The organism is Pelagibacterium halotolerans B2 (genome assembly GCF_000230555.1).
Lineage (GTDB): Bacteria > Pseudomonadota > Alphaproteobacteria > Rhizobiales > Devosiaceae > Pelagibacterium > Pelagibacterium halotolerans.
Genome location: NC_016078.1, coordinates 924,867 through 939,311, shown reverse-complemented (window position 1 = coordinate 939,311; position 14,445 = coordinate 924,867). Strand labels below are relative to the sequence as shown.

16 protein-coding genes and 1 tRNA gene are annotated in these 14,445 nt (G+C 58.0%); 6 read left to right on the top strand and 11 right to left on the bottom strand.

Annotation, left to right across the window (positions count from 1 at the left end; all coding sequences use genetic code 11):
* Positions 1 to 90 precede the first annotated feature (90 nt).
* From KKY_RS04620 to KKY_RS04610, 3 genes are read right to left on the bottom strand one after another with little or no spacing between them, the layout of a single operon-like run.
* Entirely contained in the window at positions 91 to 1,299 is a 1,209-nt protein-coding gene (locus tag KKY_RS04620; protein WP_014130146.1) for an NAD(P)/FAD-dependent oxidoreductase, read from the bottom strand.
* Entirely contained in the window at positions 1,296 to 2,126 is an 831-nt protein-coding gene (locus KKY_RS04615; RefSeq protein WP_014130145.1) for a metallophosphoesterase family protein, read from the bottom strand. The genes KKY_RS04620 and KKY_RS04615 overlap by 4 nt, the downstream gene beginning before the upstream one ends.
* Positions 2,126 to 3,097, bottom strand: a complete 972-nt coding sequence (locus KKY_RS04610; protein ID WP_139304971.1) for a diacylglycerol/lipid kinase family protein — start codon at positions 3,095 to 3,097, stop codon at positions 2,126 to 2,128. Before KKY_RS04610 ends, KKY_RS04615 begins: the two co-directional genes overlap by 1 nt.
* A 153-nt stretch (positions 3,098 to 3,250) precedes the next feature.
* Between KKY_RS04610 and KKY_RS04605 the strand changes: the two genes are divergently transcribed.
* Positions 3,251 to 4,696, top strand: a complete 1,446-nt coding sequence (locus KKY_RS04605; RefSeq protein ID WP_014130143.1) for an MFS transporter — start codon at positions 3,251 to 3,253, stop codon at positions 4,694 to 4,696.
* A gap of 33 nt (positions 4,697 to 4,729) precedes the next feature.
* Here the strand turns inward: KKY_RS04605 and KKY_RS04600 are convergent, their stop codons facing one another.
* The gene (locus tag KKY_RS04600) at positions 4,730 to 5,446 is read right to left on the bottom strand and encodes an RlmE family RNA methyltransferase (RefSeq protein ID WP_014130142.1); all 717 of its coding nucleotides are present in this window, start codon (positions 5,444 to 5,446) and stop codon (positions 4,730 to 4,732) included.
* Complete coding sequence (locus KKY_RS04595; RefSeq protein WP_014130141.1) at positions 5,436 to 6,635, bottom strand: Ppx/GppA phosphatase family protein; 1,200 nt, start codon at positions 6,633 to 6,635, stop codon at positions 5,436 to 5,438. The genes KKY_RS04600 and KKY_RS04595 overlap by 11 nt, the downstream gene beginning before the upstream one ends.
* A gap of 408 nt (positions 6,636 to 7,043) precedes the next feature.
* On the opposite strand from KKY_RS04595, the gene KKY_RS04590 reads away from it, so the two are divergent.
* Both KKY_RS04590 and KKY_RS04585 read left to right on the top strand, forming a co-directional pair.
* The gene (locus KKY_RS04590) at positions 7,044 to 7,463 is read left to right on the top strand and encodes a C40 family peptidase (RefSeq protein WP_050811654.1); all 420 of its coding nucleotides are present in this window, start codon (positions 7,044 to 7,046) and stop codon (positions 7,461 to 7,463) included.
* A gap of 147 nt (positions 7,464 to 7,610) precedes the next feature.
* Positions 7,611 to 7,684 (top strand) — tRNA-Gln (locus KKY_RS04585).
* A gap of 153 nt (positions 7,685 to 7,837) precedes the next feature.
* Here the strand turns inward: KKY_RS04585 and KKY_RS04580 are convergent.
* The 6 genes from KKY_RS04580 to KKY_RS04555 all read right to left on the bottom strand — a co-directional run bounded on the left by KKY_RS04580 (position 7,838) and on the right by KKY_RS04555 (position 12,185).
* Positions 7,838 to 8,386, bottom strand: a complete 549-nt coding sequence (locus KKY_RS04580; protein ID WP_041528587.1) for a hypothetical protein — start codon at positions 8,384 to 8,386, stop codon at positions 7,838 to 7,840.
* Positions 8,387 to 8,448: 62 nt separating this feature from the next.
* Positions 8,449 to 8,805 carry a hypothetical protein gene (locus KKY_RS04575; RefSeq protein ID WP_041528586.1) on the bottom strand — a complete coding sequence of 119 codons (357 nt, stop codon included), beginning with the start codon at positions 8,803 to 8,805 and terminating at the stop codon, positions 8,449 to 8,451.
* 7 nt (positions 8,806 to 8,812) lie between these two features.
* Positions 8,813 to 9,157, bottom strand: coding sequence for a hypothetical protein (locus tag KKY_RS04570; RefSeq protein ID WP_014130138.1), 345 nt, complete (start codon positions 9,155 to 9,157; stop codon positions 8,813 to 8,815).
* Entirely contained in the window at positions 9,147 to 10,490 is a 1,344-nt protein-coding gene (locus KKY_RS04565; RefSeq protein ID WP_050811653.1) for a phage portal protein, read from the bottom strand. The genes KKY_RS04570 and KKY_RS04565 overlap by 11 nt, the downstream gene beginning before the upstream one ends.
* A complete protein-coding gene (locus tag KKY_RS04560; protein WP_014130135.1) occupies positions 10,490 to 11,701 on the bottom strand; it encodes a phage major capsid protein in 1,212 nt (403 codons plus the stop codon). The genes KKY_RS04565 and KKY_RS04560 overlap by 1 nt, the downstream gene beginning before the upstream one ends.
* Before the next feature lie 34 nt (positions 11,702 to 11,735).
* A complete protein-coding gene (locus KKY_RS04555; RefSeq protein ID WP_139304969.1) occupies positions 11,736 to 12,185 on the bottom strand; it encodes an NUMOD4 domain-containing protein in 450 nt (149 codons plus the stop codon).
* A gap of 258 nt (positions 12,186 to 12,443) precedes the next feature.
* Between KKY_RS04555 and KKY_RS04550 the strand changes: the two genes are divergently transcribed.
* The 3 genes from KKY_RS04550 (at position 12,444) to KKY_RS20265 (ending at position 14,366) form a co-directional block, all read left to right on the top strand.
* Positions 12,444 to 12,869 carry a hypothetical protein gene (locus KKY_RS04550; protein ID WP_139304968.1) on the top strand — a complete coding sequence of 142 codons (426 nt, stop codon included), beginning with the start codon at positions 12,444 to 12,446 and terminating at the stop codon, positions 12,867 to 12,869.
* 211 nt (positions 12,870 to 13,080) lie between these two features.
* The gene (locus KKY_RS20950) at positions 13,081 to 13,206 is read left to right on the top strand and encodes a hypothetical protein (protein WP_276324470.1); all 126 of its coding nucleotides are present in this window, start codon (positions 13,081 to 13,083) and stop codon (positions 13,204 to 13,206) included.
* Between the two features lie 416 nt (positions 13,207 to 13,622).
* Positions 13,623 to 14,366: a DUF4145 domain-containing protein gene (locus tag KKY_RS20265; RefSeq protein ID WP_050811652.1), complete on the top strand. Its 744-nt coding sequence runs from the start codon at positions 13,623 to 13,625 to the stop codon at positions 14,364 to 14,366.
* Positions 14,367 to 14,445: the final 79 nt, after the last annotated feature.

Sequence of the window (14,445 nt, the reverse complement as noted above, 5' to 3'; positions counted from 1 at the left end):
CGGTTTTGAGGTCGGTTGGCAGCCTGCGCGGGCCGCATTGGACAAAAAAAGCCTGATATGACGCTGGTGCGGGCCCGATTGGGCAGGCTGTCAAAACGCGAAAATATCCGCATCGGCATCGATTCGACCGGCCAGCGCCGTCGAGATCAGCTCCGCGGCAATGCGCGAGAAGGTGATGCCGTTGCCGCCATAGCCCATCAGCGCGAATATCCTTGGCCGGTGCGGCACCGGCCCGATCAGTGGGAGCCCGGTGGTGGTGTTTCCGAAACTGCCCGCCCACGCATATTGCGGCTCAGGATCTATTGCGGGCAACAGCTTTGCGAGCTTTCGGGATATCCGTGCCGTCTTTTCGGCCAGCAGGGCATCGCGCTTTTCCTCGTCCTCGAAGCCGGCATCTTCACCGCCGCAAATTATACGCCCGTCATGGGTGGTGCGCAGATAGAGATAGGGATCGGAGGCTTCCCAGATCAGCGGCTCACCGGGAACGAGAGCCGATTTGCGCTGGCGCCCGGTTGCGATGGCCCAGGTGGAAATGATTCGATGCCGCGTATCTTTGACGATATCGGCAAGTTCATATCCGGTCGCCAGAACGACATGGCCGGCCTCGATCCGGTGTCCTGATTTCATGGACACGCGAACGCCGTCGGCGCTCTGGACGAAATCGACAGCTTCCTCGGGGGCATGAAGCCGCGCCCCGCGCGCGATGGATCTTTCGAGCAGGCCGGCCGTGAGCCTCACCGGATCGAGGGCGAGATTGTCCCGGCTCGCGATGGCCCCCTCCCGCTTTATGCCGTAGGCGTCGGCCAATTGCCCGGCGGTGAGATAGCGGGCCGACAAACCGGCCGCGGCGCGCGCCTGGGCCTCTTCCCGAAGCGCGGTGCCGGTCAGCACGTTGCCGGCGAGATAGAGGGTCTCACGCGGGACCATGTGGCAATCGATCCCCAATTCCTCGATGCGACTCTTGAGGTTGAGCACGGCCAGCCGGGCACGACGCCAGGCGCGCAGGGCCTTTTCGCTTCCGATGCTGGCCGATAATTCGAGAAGCGGCATATCGATTTCATACTGGACGAGCGCGGTCGTGGCCGGGGTTGATCCCCGACGCGCTCCACGGCGGTCAATCACCACGACATCGTGACCCGCCTGGGTAAGCAGGTCGGCTGTCATGGCGCCCGATATCCCCGCCCCCACGACGAGAACGTCGGTTCTGATGTCGCGCTCAAGAGGATGTTCGGGGATTTTGGTCGTCCGGTAGCCGAGCCAGACCGGCTTGCCGGTGCGCAGGTCGAGCGTGCGTCTCACGCCGACTCCTGTGCCTTTTCCCGGGTCGTCCAGCCCTCTCCCAGCCACTCGCGCACTCTTATGGTTATCGCCTGCCCGTCGATGTCGATGAGGTTGTAGGCATTGGGCTCGCCCCGCAGCCGGGTCGAGGTGGTCGAAGCGGCCTGAGCGACCAGAATGTGGCCCTCGCTGCTCTCGCGCGGCCCGGTCGGCACCGCCTCGCGCACCTCGCCTGCATGAGCGTGACGTCGCACATAAGACATGTGGAAGTGCCCCGAGAGGACCAGCCGCACGCCGATACGCGAAAAGACCTTGAGGGCCTTGTTTGCCCGCCGGACCTTGTTCTGATGGCGAACCATCGGCTCTTCTGGATGCATGAGAGGATGGTGGGCGATCACGACCTTTACGGTTTCGGCCGGCACCCGCGCAAACCGCGCTTCCAGCCGTTCGAGCTGGTTCTTGCTGATGGCGCCATCGGACCAGTTGAGCGAATGGATATTGGCGCGGCGCGATGTCTTGAGCCCGGCCAGGGCGACGCCGTTATCGTGGAAGAACGGCTCGAGTTCGTTGTCGATATATCTGCGGTAGTGGCCATAGGGATTGAGAAAGCGCTTTATGAGATTGCGCTCGGGCACGTCGTGATTGCCGGGGACCGAGATGAAGGGCGCCGGCAGCTCATCGAGAAATTCGCGCGCCCGTGCAAATTCGGACGCCGTTCCAATCTGGGTAAAATCACCTGAAACGACGATGAGGTCGGGGTCTTGTGCGGCGATTTCGGCAGCCATCGAGGCCACGACATCCTCGTCGTGATGTCCGAAATGCAGGTCGGAGAGATGGACAAGTCGCATCAGGCGGGCTGCCCCGCGGCTCCTGGCTGAGTGGCAGCCTCGGACTGTTCTTCGGCGATCTCTTCCTTGACGGCCTGAAGCGGCGCCAGCACCGAGAGGGCACGAGGGTAAATGCTGAAGTGCAAGGGGACCTCCATGGACTGAACTTCGCCATCGATCATCAATTGAAGCCGTGGCTTTTTTGAACGGATGGTGACGGTTCGCGCCGTTGAAATGTCGAGCGCCTCATAGTCACGCCAATGGCCGGCCAGCATGCCGGTGGCCAATCTGAAAACGTCGCCGACCGTAAGGTGGCGCAGGACGTAGATGGTCAAGAGACCCGTATCGAGCTTGTCGCGATGGAAGAACCTGCCCAATCCTTCGTCATAGGCGTTCGAGGCAACCGCTATGGCCTGCACCCGTTCGACGCGAGACTGGCCATCTCCGGTGGTGATTTCCAGTGCGAGGCGGCGGGCTCTTGAAATGCGGCGAAAGAAATAACGCATGAAGCCGATCTTGGCCCCCACACCCTGCCCGCGGATATATTCCCGGCCCGCAGCCAGTTCGGGAATGACGCCGATGACGGCCTTGTGCAGGAAAATGACGCCATTGACTTCCGAAACATCGATGGCCAGCGGTTCCATGTCGCGCAGGGCCCTTACCGCCTCGTTGAGATCAAGGGGCACACCCAGATCGCGAGCAAGGAGATTGGCCGTTCCCAGCGGCAGGATGGCAAGATTCTTGTCCGATTGAATAATTGCGGTCGCCAGGGCGGTAACCGTGCCGTCTCCGCCCGCGGCGATGATGGTATCGGCGTCGCTGTGGATGGCCCTTTCGATCCGGTCGGACAACTGGGCATCGGGGTCGGCGTCGATGGTCACCTCCATGCCGTGCTCGGCAAACATCGCCCTGAGGTCGTCGGACGTCACGCCCAGCGCCTGGACCGTGCCCGAATTGACGTTGAGAACGAGATAAAAGCGGCGTTGAGGCATTGTTCGTTTCCGATCGGTGAAACCCGTTGCATCAACGCGCGGGACCGGCGAAAGGTTCGCAGGGTGGAAATTATCCTCTGCGCGCATTGTCACGGACAGCCTAAGCGGCAATGATGCGGCCAAGAAGAAGAATTTCCATCCCGGTCCGGTTTATTGTCCCGTCTGATCCCGCTCATCCTGGCGGTCGCCCTGTTCATGGAAAACATGGACGCGACAGTCATCGCCACTTCGCTGCCGGCCATCGCCGCCGATATCGGCACGACGCCCGTCGCCCTGAAACTGGCGTTCACCGCCTATTTCGTGGCGCTGGCCATCTTCATTCCGATCAGCGCGTGGCTGGCCGACAAGTTCGGCGCCAAGACGGTGTTTCGCGCCGCAATTCTGGTATTCATCGTCGGATCGATCGCCTGCGCCCTCTCCTCGTCCCTGCCCGAATTCATCATGGCGCGATTCCTCAAGGGCATGGGTGGGGCGATGATGAGCCCCCTCGCGCGTCTGATCCTGCTGCGCACCACCGAGCGCAAGGACCTGGTCAATGCCATGGCGTGGTTGACCATTCCCGCGCTGATCGGCCCGACCCTGGGCCCGCCGGTCGGAGGGTTCCTGACCACATTCCTGTCCTGGCACTGGATTTTCATCGTCAACGTGCCGATCGGGCTGGTGGGAGTTGTGCTCATCACCAAATATCTCCCTGAAGTGGAGTCCGCCGCTCGACGGCCCATGGACTTTCCCGGGTTCTTCCTTTCGGCCATCGCCTTTTCGGGCATTGTTTTCGGGCTGTCGCTGCTTTCCATGCCGGTCTTGCCGATCTGGGTGGCCGCCGTTTCCACCCTTGCCGGTCTGGTGGCCGCGGCCGTCTATGTCCCGTATGCGCTGCGTATCGAGCACCCGCTTCTCGATCCCCGCCTGTTCCTGCACCCCTCCTACCGCGCCGTGGTGCTCGGCACCTCAATCTTTCTGATCGGTGCGGGCGCCACGCCGTTTCTCCTGCCGCTCATGCTGCAGGTCGGCTTCGGCTACACCCCGTTCGAATCGGGCATGATTACATTCGTAGGCGCCATCGGCGCCCTGTGCATGAAGTTCATCGCCAAACCGATCTACCAGCGGATCGGCTTCCGCACGGCGCTGATGACGGCTGGCGTATTGTCGGCACTCGGGCTTGCAATCAAGGGCACTTTCGTGCCCCAGACCCCGATCATCGTGATGATGGTGGTGATCTTTGTCGTGGGCATCGTACGCTCGCTCTATTTCACCGGTCAGAACGCCCTGGCCTTCGCCGATATCGATGAGGAGGAGGCCGGCCCGGCCACCGCCATTCACGCCGTCATGCGCCCCATTGCTACGGCGCTCGCTGTGGCTACGGCCGGCGGCGTGCTCGAGGTTTCGAGCCATCTGCGCGGCCAACCACTGGGTGTGGACGATTTCCACACGGCCTTTTTCGTGATTGCCGCCGTGTCCCTGCTCGCAATCGTGCCCTATGTGCGACTGGAAAAGGAGGCGGGCAGCGACATCTCGGGACAGCGCACCGCGGCCCAGCGACAGGCCGCGCTGGAGAAAGCCGAACAGCAAGGCTACGAGGGCCGCTCACCGCGTTTTTGAGGCGGCAGAACGGCGTGGAGGCGGTTTTGAAGTTCAGTCCTGCCGCTGTCCCTTGAAACCACGCGCGATCAGATAGGTCTCCGCCGATTCCGAACGGCTCGAGGGCGGCTTGGCGTGGAAGGTGGTGGCAAAATTGCGCTTGAGCATGGCCAGAAGTTCATGTTCGGTGCCGCCCTGAAACACCTTGGCGACAAAGGTGCCGCCCGGGGCCAGCACATCGAGCGCATAATCGGCGGCGATTTCAACGAGTGCAATGATCCGCAGATGGTCGGTCGGCTTGTGGCCCGTCGTGGGTGCCGCCATGTCCGAGAGGACGATATCGGCCTTGTGCCCGCCAAGCAGATCGAACAGGGCTTGGGGGGCGTCTTCGTCGGTGAAATCCTTCTGCAGCAGCGCGGCGCCGGGCACCGGGTCCATTTCCAGATAGTCGATACCGACCACGGTTGGATTTTCGGGGTCCGATTTCACCGCCTTGACCGCCACCTGACACCAGCCGCCGGGGGCTGCGCCGAGATCGACCACGCGCATTCCAGGCTTGAGCAACTCATATTTTTCGTCGAGTTCGAGCAGCTTGTAGGCCGAACGCGCCCGCCACCCCTCCGCCCGCGCCCGGGCCACGTAGGGGTCGTTGAGCTGGCGCTGCAGCCACCGCGTCGATGAGGTGGTGCGCTTCTTGGCCGTCTTGACGCGGGTCTTGAGGTCGCGGTCGCCGCGGCGGCCAGCCCCCTTTCCTGTGGGTTTATTTGGCATTACCGCCTCCCCTGCGCCGGCGTCCGGGCCGGCCGCGCATCCAGACACGATCCTCCGACATCATTGAAATCAGAATGCCCTCGCGCAGTCCGCGGTCCGCAACCCTGATGCGCTGGCACGGCCATTCGCGCCGAATGGCCTCGAAAATAGCGCAGCCGGGGATGACCAGATCGGCGCGTTCCCTGCCGATGCACGGATTGGACGTACGCTTGTCATAGCTCATGGCCAAAAGCACGCGCATCGTCGCGTCGACGTCGTCGGCATGCATCCACAGCCCATCGACCTTGGAGCGTTCGTAGCGCTCGAGCCCCAGATAGAGCCCGGCCAGCGTGGTCACGGTGCCCGACGTGCCCAGAAAATGTACCGGATGACTGGCCAGCATGCCGCGCAGTTTTTCCCGGCCCCGGAAATGACGAAGCTGGTCGGTCACGTGGCCAACCATGGCCTCGAAGATCTCAGGCGTTACATCGACGCCGCCGAATTTTTCGGCAATCGAAACCACCCCCACCGGCAAGGACTGCCAGGAGCGGATCGAGGCGGACGTCTTGCCCTGGTTGCGCGGGCGCCCGCCGCGGAAATCGAGCCAGGCCAATTCGGACGATCCGCCGCCGATATCGAACAGGATGGCGCCCGGGGCGTCGGTTTCGATCAGATCGGCACAACCGGTCACGGCCAGTTCCGCCTCGGTCTTGCGATCGACAACCTCGAACGTCAGACCGACCTCGCGCTTGACGCGGGCGAGAAACGCCGCCGAATTGCTGGCCGAGCGGCAGGCTTCGGTGGCGATGATGCGCGCCCTCACCCCTTCGTGCTGGGCGAGTTTGCCCTTGCAGATCTTGAGCGCCTCGATTGTCCGGTCCATCGCCGCTTCAGACAGCCTGCCGGTCTGGCTCAGCCCCTCGCCCAGCCGGACGATGCGCGAAAAGCCATCAAGAACGCGAAACCCGTTTTCCGTGGGGCGTGCGATCAATAGGCGACAATTGTTGGTGCCCAGGTCCAGCGCCGCGTAAGTGGGCGCGCGTTTTTTCCGCTGCCCCGCAGATTTGGGTTGGGACGTCCACCGCGTTGCCCGCTTTGCGCCCGGTTGCGCCTTGGCGTCTTCGCGTTCATGCCGCACGGGCTCGTTTGTGCGCTCACGCAGAGACGCAGGAGCCGCCGACAGGGCGGTGGACCGACTTGAATCGGTCAACTCGGTTTCTCCGTGCTGCCCGGTCGCCGAGGGGAGCACAAGGCAGGCAAAAGGCCCGCAATGGCTTCAATAAGAGGCGCCCGAGGCAGATCATTTCAGTTTCGGATCGACGGTAGTCCATCGCGGCCCGCAACGCAACGATTGCCGCACCCCCTCCCCGCGCATGCCGCATGCCCAGATATCGCCACAAAACTCCAGTTTATGCCCGGTTCACGGGAGGGGGCCGCAAGTGAGCGTGGCCGCGCGCGTCGTCGCGATGCAATGAGCCCGCCGGCATGCGGAAATAATCCCGCATTGGTTCGTCCGCCTCCCGCGCGGATGTTCTGCCGATGACTTGACCAAAACACAGACCGGCCATGCCAGTGCACTGGCTTTACGTGCCCGAGTCCAGCCAGGGACAAAACTAAAGTGATGCGTATTGTCTTGCCGCTTCTGCTTGCCATCTGCGCCGCGTCGGCGATAGCCGTTCCGGCCAACGCCCGTGACCAGCAGACGGTCATAAATGTCATGCTCAGCGAACTGGGCAGCGCACGCCCTTCGGGCTGCCCGGGGCGTTGGTGCGCCTGCTATCTCGATACGGTTCTCGCCCGCGCGGGCCTGCTCCCGACCGGCTCGAACAAGGCGCGGGATTTCGCCAGTTACGGCGAACAGGCCGACCCGGGCGAAATCGGCGCGATCATGGTCATGGCCAATCATGTGGGCGTGGTGGTCGGCGATTGCGGCAACGGCCAGGTGCAGATCGTCTCGGGCAATTATTCCAATACTGTCGCACTGGGATGTTACAGCCCCGGCCGCGCCATCGCCTGGCGCGCTCCCGTTACCCATTAGCGCAGGCAAACCGGCGTCCGGCCATTGCACCGACACTTGTGACAAAGAAGTGAAATTGCGGGCTTGAAATCACCCTCATGTGCCGCTAAACAGGCGCCACTTCCTTCGGCTCCGCCCGGAGCGAAACGCGCGGCCAGCCGCCTCTGCTGGGGAATAGGTTAACGGTAGACCCACGGACTCTGACTCCGTTAGTCCTGGTTCGAATCCAGGTTCCCCAGCCACTTGATTTCATTACCTTTTTCCGACTTCGAGCCATCAAATCATGTCGCTATGTCGCGGAATTAGTGAGCCGCTAAGTCATTGATTTGTATGGAATCGTAATGGACGGAGGGAGCGGAGAGCGACACGCCCGCGACACGTCAATCCATCCATCGCTAGCGCTCATTTGACTCCGCATACTCACGAAGCAAGGTCGCCTGTATGGCTCTGGACCTCGACTCATCTAAGCCAATCTCCAGGTAATGCGGCTTCATTAGCTTTGTGAGCATGCTGTCTGCCCTTTCAAAAATTTCCTCCATATCCCTGAGTTCCTGAATCATTCGGTCGCGGCCATGACGCGAGGCAAACGGCACGGCTCGCACTCGAAAGAAATGGTGCGCGAGGAAATCCCTCTTTGCCTTTACCTCTGGCAGCAAGGACAGAAAGTCATTCCCCAAAGCTGGAAAGCGGCTAACGTTCTTGATGAGATTGCCAAGCGTTTGGGCATGCTGCCTTGCCATGTAAGCGTCAAAGTCCTTTTCGTACTGGTCCTGATCAAACTCCTTACGCTCACCACTGGCTAGCTTCGCTTTTTCTTCGGCTAGAAAACCTAAAATCATTGAGGCAATAGCGAGCCCCGCCTCAAATGCGTTCGCCATAAAATAGGCCCGACCAAAATAGGCGAAGGTATCTTTTACGTGCCCGCCTTCATCATAGTAGTCCATAGCCCTAGCTCCTGCCCTGCCCCGGATATTGCTCAGCACCCAAGGGATCCGTAGCGCATATTCTATACTTCCCTAAATTGTGCAGCTTCCGCCACCTTCTCCCGGCGCGCTTCAAACAGCTTTCTATTCCGTTCGGCCCGCGTGATCGGGACATTGAGAACGCGCTGGCCCTCTACCGTGATCATTCCCGAGGGCTTGTCTGGATAAAAACCACGCCGCTCAATCTGTAGCTCGAAGCGCCCTTCGATCACGCCAGCGGGATCGGTTTCTTGGGGGTCTTCCCATAAAAAATATGCGTCATTAAACTGCTGTCTGGTGGCCGCAATTTCAGGGTCGCGCTTCATGTAAAAGCGCTTATCGAGGTAAGCCCACCGCCACTGGGTCGCGTGTGTTCCCAATCTTTCTTTTCTAGGTTTCATCGCGGCCTCAGTGCTTGGAAAAAGTCAGGTTCTGGTGGACTCGTCCGCCATCGCTCTTTTCCAGAGTCAGTTTCGCCCCGGCTGGTGTTTCCTCGATTTGCACGGTTTCAATACCGTTGGCGACCACGCGCCACTCGCCATCGGCAAACCGCCAAAGGCCCCCGCGATATTTTGCGAAGGTGTTCGGCGCTGGCGTGATCGAAAAATCGATATCGTCTAAAACGGTAAATCCGCCGGACTTTTCGAGGGCTGAGATGCGGTCGTTGGTTCGTTTTAAAGCCGCCTCGATGGCCTCGACCACTTCGGCCATGACCGTGGCCAAAACGGCGTTATCTGGGTTTTTATGCTGCATTTCTATTTTCCTTTTTTAGTTCTGCTATCTCCGCTTCCAGTTGCCAGAGGTTGAGTTGTGTCTTTGTGCCGTTGCCGGTGTTGAAAGGGTCGGCAAGGCCATTGCGTCTCTGCAAGGCTTCAAGGCTGAAATATTGCTGTTGCAAGTAGAGGTCATCGCCACCTGCCTTTGGCGGCAAACCAAGCCTAGCGCGGGACTCATTGATCGATTTGATCCCTGCGCCTACGGCCACCTTTTCGCTTTCGACCAACGAAAGCTCGTCCATACGCAACAGGCCGTCTAAATTGAACGAAACGACAAGGCCGGTGGGGAGCTTCAAACCTTCGGTCAAAAGCAATTCGATCTGTTCGATCAGACTTTGAAGGGTCTGGGAATAGTACTGCTCGTTGAGAGCATTTATGTTGTCGTAGCTTGGGGTTTCGCCCACCCCGATCATATGGCCAGGCACGTGGAAAACACTCGCTACAGTTGCGGCAGTCCAATTGAGTTGCTGTAGCAATTGAGCATCGCTGGCAGGGACTGATTGGAAGGGCTGATAAGTTAGGCCATCTGCCATGACGGCCACGCGACCCGCGTTATTTCCGCCATAATTATCGGACCAGTGCTGGCGGATTTGTTCTACCGTCTCATCTGAAATCGCGCCGGGAGCCGTCAAAATTCCCGATGGCCGTCCGCTGTTTCTATTGAAGTTGGTCGCGGCTGTTTGCGCTTCACGGCCCAACAAAATCGGCAAACTGGCCGCTGCCAGTGGGCTGATGCCAATGAGCGGATGATAAAAAGCATTGATCCGGTCATGCAAAATTTCGGACGCCGGGACCGTGACCGTCTGGCCTTCGCTGGCGTTGATCCCGGCAAGGGAGTCCGTTTGTAAGCGATAGAAGACCTCGCCGGTTTGCTCATGAACAAGCGTTTCAACTCGTGCAACGTCTAGGACATAAAGACCATTGACCACGCCCCGCTTATCTCGGGTTTTGAGCACATAGCAGTTGCCAGATGACAGAAGCGAGTGGAGCCAGTTCTGCACAAACTGGATTCTATTCTGAAATTTGTTCGGACGTTTCAGGACCAGCCCAAAAACAGGGTGGTCATCGACGCGGACATAAGTCCCGTTCTCGTCGCGACGTTTCAGATCAATTTCTAATTTGGATATATCGTTCGCGACCAGCGATATGCATGAATAGACCGCGTGTTGCGTAAGCAATTCATCGCGGGTCAATTCGCGATTGTGCTGCCATGCGCCTGCCCAAGGTTCTTTGACAAGCGGAAACCAACCCCCGCGCGTTGGCGCGGCAGGTTGCAGCTTCTTTCTTTTAAAAAAATCGAGGAAGGCCATTAGCTCACCATGGCTCCGCCCCATTGGACGCCTGAGAGAACGGCGACGGCGCTAGGTCTGCGCTTGGCCCAATTAATATAGCGTTCTGCCCTGATACCGACTGAGTTTGTCTGCCAAAGCGAAACGAGGTTGGTTCCGGTTGGCGTGGTGCTGTCTGAAATAGGCGTGTTACTCATCTCAACGCTGGCTTGTCGAGACACGTCCACATTTACCTGTCCGTCATCGGCGCAAAAAATGTCTGACGCATTGACCAAAATGACAGTGCCGACAGGAACGTAATCCGAAACGATAATTGGCAAGCGAAACAGAGTGCCACCGCCCATGTGAACGTCAGGAAACTCGTACTGACCGAGTGGGCCAGTCATCAATGACAGTGAAAGCGCCGTCATCGACGGCATGATCCAGACGGCATTTGCCGGGACATTGTTCGCGGCCAGGTACGTGGCCATCAGCGCCTTGATGTCGGTGCGAACCGCTTCGGCGTCTGACCCGCTCGACGGAATGGGAGTCACGCCGTTCGTGATAGAAGCGGGCGAAACGTCAGGGATCAAAGCTTTATTGGGATCAACAAAGTCTGTGTCTAACCGCGCAATAAGCGCAGCCGCCAGTTGATCGCGGACTAGGCTTTCGGCGGATGGTGAAGACCAACGAGCAAGCTCATCTGTGATGACTGCGATATTGGCTACTTTGGCCCAACCAAGCGTCAGACGGTCGAACGCAAACTCAGTTAGGGGCTTGGCAGCACCCTCACCGACCCAATATCCCTCGCCTCCACTGGTCTGGGTAGGAAATGAAATATTAAACGGAACCCGGCGAAGAGAGGGGATGCCGTTTTTTCCAAATTTGCCGAGAATGGTCTGAGGCCGTAGAAAATCTACGAATTCACCAGCGAAGCTCTGATACGTTTCGAAAAGCGGGCCAGCCCAATTGGCGTCAGTTGTCGAGCCCGCCGAAACGGCGGCTTTGAGGGACAACACCACTGGATGGCTTTCGCCCAGTTTATGCTTGGCGACCTCGTAAGCGACCATGGGATCGCCCTTGGCGGCAGTGATAGCCAGCGCGAACTGAGCGAAACCAATACCCTTCGCGGGCGGGATTTTCACCTTTGCCGGACCGCTTGCCCTAGAGGCGGTTCCTGCGGCTGAGGTTGAACCGTCGATAGTATCAAATCCGCTGTTGCGATCTTTATTATGAATATATTGTGTATGCATAGAGCATCCTCCTAATTTTATTGTTATTGGCCGCTTAAGCGGCGATTGATTTGAGCGCTTCAATGCGCTTCTTGATTCTTTGAAATTCGGCTGGACCGAATGTCAGGTTGGACAACCGCGCGTTGCACGGATCGCCATCTTTGAAATGGACAGCGTGTCTAGTCGCGTCGAAATCGGGTCGGAATGCGAGCAACACCAGATCGGCAACAGCCCAATATGGCCGCTTGCCGTTTTGCCGCATGCGCAGGTAGTAACCGGCTGATTTATTGCCGCTTTTACGAAACCAGCGCATGGATAATGCATGAGGGTCTAGGAAATACCGACCGCGTTTGACGCGACCTAAATTTGAAACTTTGTATTCGGGGTCAAAGCCTGTGGGCAGGCTTGCCCATTCTTCACGAGTCATAGGGTTGGTTCCCTCTTTTTGATTTTTTGGGTTGGACAGCGAAGCCCAGCGGCCAAGAGGATTGGCCGCTGGGAACATTCATAGATTTGGAGACTGTCAGCCGTTCAAGATGCAAAGGGGTCTTTACTAAGCTAACAGATGTATTTATATCACAATTTTAAGAAATTGTCAAGTAATATTTAAATATTATGGACAGTTAGTGCAATAATTACTTGTATTCAACTGTTAACGGGCAGTTGCCAGTTGGAATCGCAAACGCCTTGCAAGGTTCCGAAAACGGAACTAACGTTATCCCATGGGCAGACGGCATAGGGCCGCGCCTCTCAGGAGAGAAAAATGAATAGACCCCTCACACCGCCTGATGCGGTTTATGTAACTTTGTGTTCCTACCTTGGTCTTTCGGCCAGGGACTTGGCAGAGATAGGCGGGTTCTCAGATCGCTTTGCGCGCGACTTGCTGGCGGGCCGTAGGCCATTGCCGCAGGACGTTAAGAGGGCGATTTTTGATCTGTATCGCGATTTTGAAAGTATTGTGAAAGCAGCGCAAACGGACGTTTTCGCGGGCGAAGGCGGCTTCTTTATCTACCGCACCAACGAGCAATTGCGGGCGTCGCCCTATGGGCGGGCTTTAATGGCAAAGGGCAATGCCGCCGCTGCCTTTGTCGGCCCCTACCGCGCGGCCATGTTCAAGGTCTGGGAATGGGCCATGAGAGAAAGAAATCAAATGGTGTCACTGGAATTTGCGGAAACGCCAGAAGTCTAGGCAGAACGCTTTCCATTTTTCGTTGGCCGTAACCTTGCCAACTCGAAGGAGTGTTCCTATCTCTCATTTCAAGCGCAATATTGTGCAACGAAATAGCCACGCGTGTCTGAGGGACCACCCCAAGGCTAAAATGGAAAAAACCCTCAAACGTGGTCTGACGTGTCTAGGTGGCTACTATAAGGGCCGGACACACGAACGATAGGAGTGCGGCATGATCGCATTCGTAACGGTCGAGACCAGCCAGACGGAGACGGGAAATTACTACTGCGTCCGACTCGGGTGGGTTTTTCACCCCAAGGTGGTCTCGGTAGTTAAATCTCTGACCCATTGGTTCTAGGCGAAAGGCGTCCTTCGGGACGCCTTTTTGCTGTCATGCTTTGAAAATTTAGACGAAGGTTACCCGCAGATATGGATGAAAAGGGGATACGTATGGCATCCACGATAGACGCAAGCACTATGACGACCGAGGCTCTCGAGTCCTACGATGACATGATGCAAGAGAGTGCGATGAAGGTAGGGAAGTTCGCGCTGCTTGCTTCGCTTATTTGGTCGGACGTGCTCAAAGAACTAGATAAGCGGGGAAGGGTCCGTTTAGTCAGCGGGTCATACGATGACATTGGCAATTCCATATTTCAGCGAGTGCGCGACTAACCCTAAACCACGCACATTGTTCGGCATCACATGAGCCATACAAGTTCGGTTATCACTTTCCCTGCATTTGAAGCGCATGCCTAGAAACTGGGGGATCAAAAATTGACCGCTGAACTCGTCGCGGATTGCCCGCGTTGCCCTGCAAACCAGATAACTTTCACGGCACTTAGTTCTGTGCGCAACAAGCGTGTTGATCACGATTGGGTGACCTATCACGATGTTTTTTGCCAATGTCGCAATTGTTTAAAAACAACCGTCTTCGTGCTGCGACAATCTGAATATGACGATCGCAAAATCATTGCCGAAAAAGGGCCATTGGCGTTCGGTGACTCTCTCAACAATCATTTTACCATCGCTGGACATGTGAGCCTCAAAGATATGGCTACCGTACAGCCGCCAGATTCCCTCCCGGATGAAATTGAGACCGTATTTCGCGAGGGTGCAACATGTGCCGCCATGCAATGCTGGAATGCCGCTGGCACGATGTTTAGGACAGCGCTCGACTTAGCTACACGCCCAATGCTACCGCCCGCTGAGGCAGAGCAGCCCGAAGGATTAAACTCAAAAGTCCGTCGGGACCTCGGGCTAAGACTGCCGTGGATGTTTAAGCATCGATACCTGGCTTCCGACTTGCAGGAGCTTTCGACCTGCATCCATCAAGACGGGAACGATGGAGCGCACCAAGGCACTCTGACCAAAGAAGACGTTGATGACCTGCTGGATTTCACTCATGCGCTACTGACGCGGCTTTATACTGAGCCTGCAAAACTACAAGCGGCAAAGGCCCGGCGCGATGAGCGCAGAGCCCCGCAGCAGGCCGTGGAAAGCCAATTGAAAGAGGATTGACGGTCCCAACGTAGGTCGGATGCAGCCTGACAGTTGCCAGCGAACAGGGGATTCAAATTCCCCCAAGGGGGGTCTCTTT

Bases quoted from the DNA above. Each gene is read 5' to 3' on its own strand.
- KKY_RS04615 (WP_014130145.1), bottom strand. From the start codon at position 2,126: ATGCGACTTGTCCATCTCTCCGACCTGCATTTCGGACATCACGACGAG.
- KKY_RS04610 (WP_139304971.1), bottom strand. From the start codon at position 3,097: ATGCCTCAACGCCGCTTTTATCTCGTTCTCAACGTCAATTCGGGCACG.
- KKY_RS04600 (WP_014130142.1), bottom strand. From the start codon at position 5,446: ATGCCAAATAAACCCACAGGAAAGGGGGCTGGCCGCCGCGGCGACCGC.
- KKY_RS04580 (WP_041528587.1), bottom strand. From the start codon at position 8,386: ATGGACTACTATGATGAAGGCGGGCACGTAAAAGATACCTTCGCCTAT.
- KKY_RS04575 (WP_041528586.1), bottom strand. From the start codon at position 8,805: ATGAAACCTAGAAAAGAAAGATTGGGAACACACGCGACCCAGTGGCGG.
- KKY_RS04570 (WP_014130138.1), bottom strand. From the start codon at position 9,157: ATGCAGCATAAAAACCCAGATAACGCCGTTTTGGCCACGGTCATGGCC.
- KKY_RS04565 (WP_050811653.1), bottom strand. From the start codon at position 10,490: ATGGCCTTCCTCGATTTTTTTAAAAGAAAGAAGCTGCAACCTGCCGCG.
- KKY_RS04560 (WP_014130135.1), bottom strand. From the start codon at position 11,701: ATGCATACACAATATATTCATAATAAAGATCGCAACAGCGGATTTGAT.
- KKY_RS04555 (WP_139304969.1), bottom strand. From the start codon at position 12,185: ATGTTCCCAGCGGCCAATCCTCTTGGCCGCTGGGCTTCGCTGTCCAAC.
- KKY_RS04550 (WP_139304968.1), top strand. From the start codon at position 12,444: ATGAATAGACCCCTCACACCGCCTGATGCGGTTTATGTAACTTTGTGT.
- KKY_RS20950 (WP_276324470.1), top strand. From the start codon at position 13,081: ATGATCGCATTCGTAACGGTCGAGACCAGCCAGACGGAGACGGGAAAT.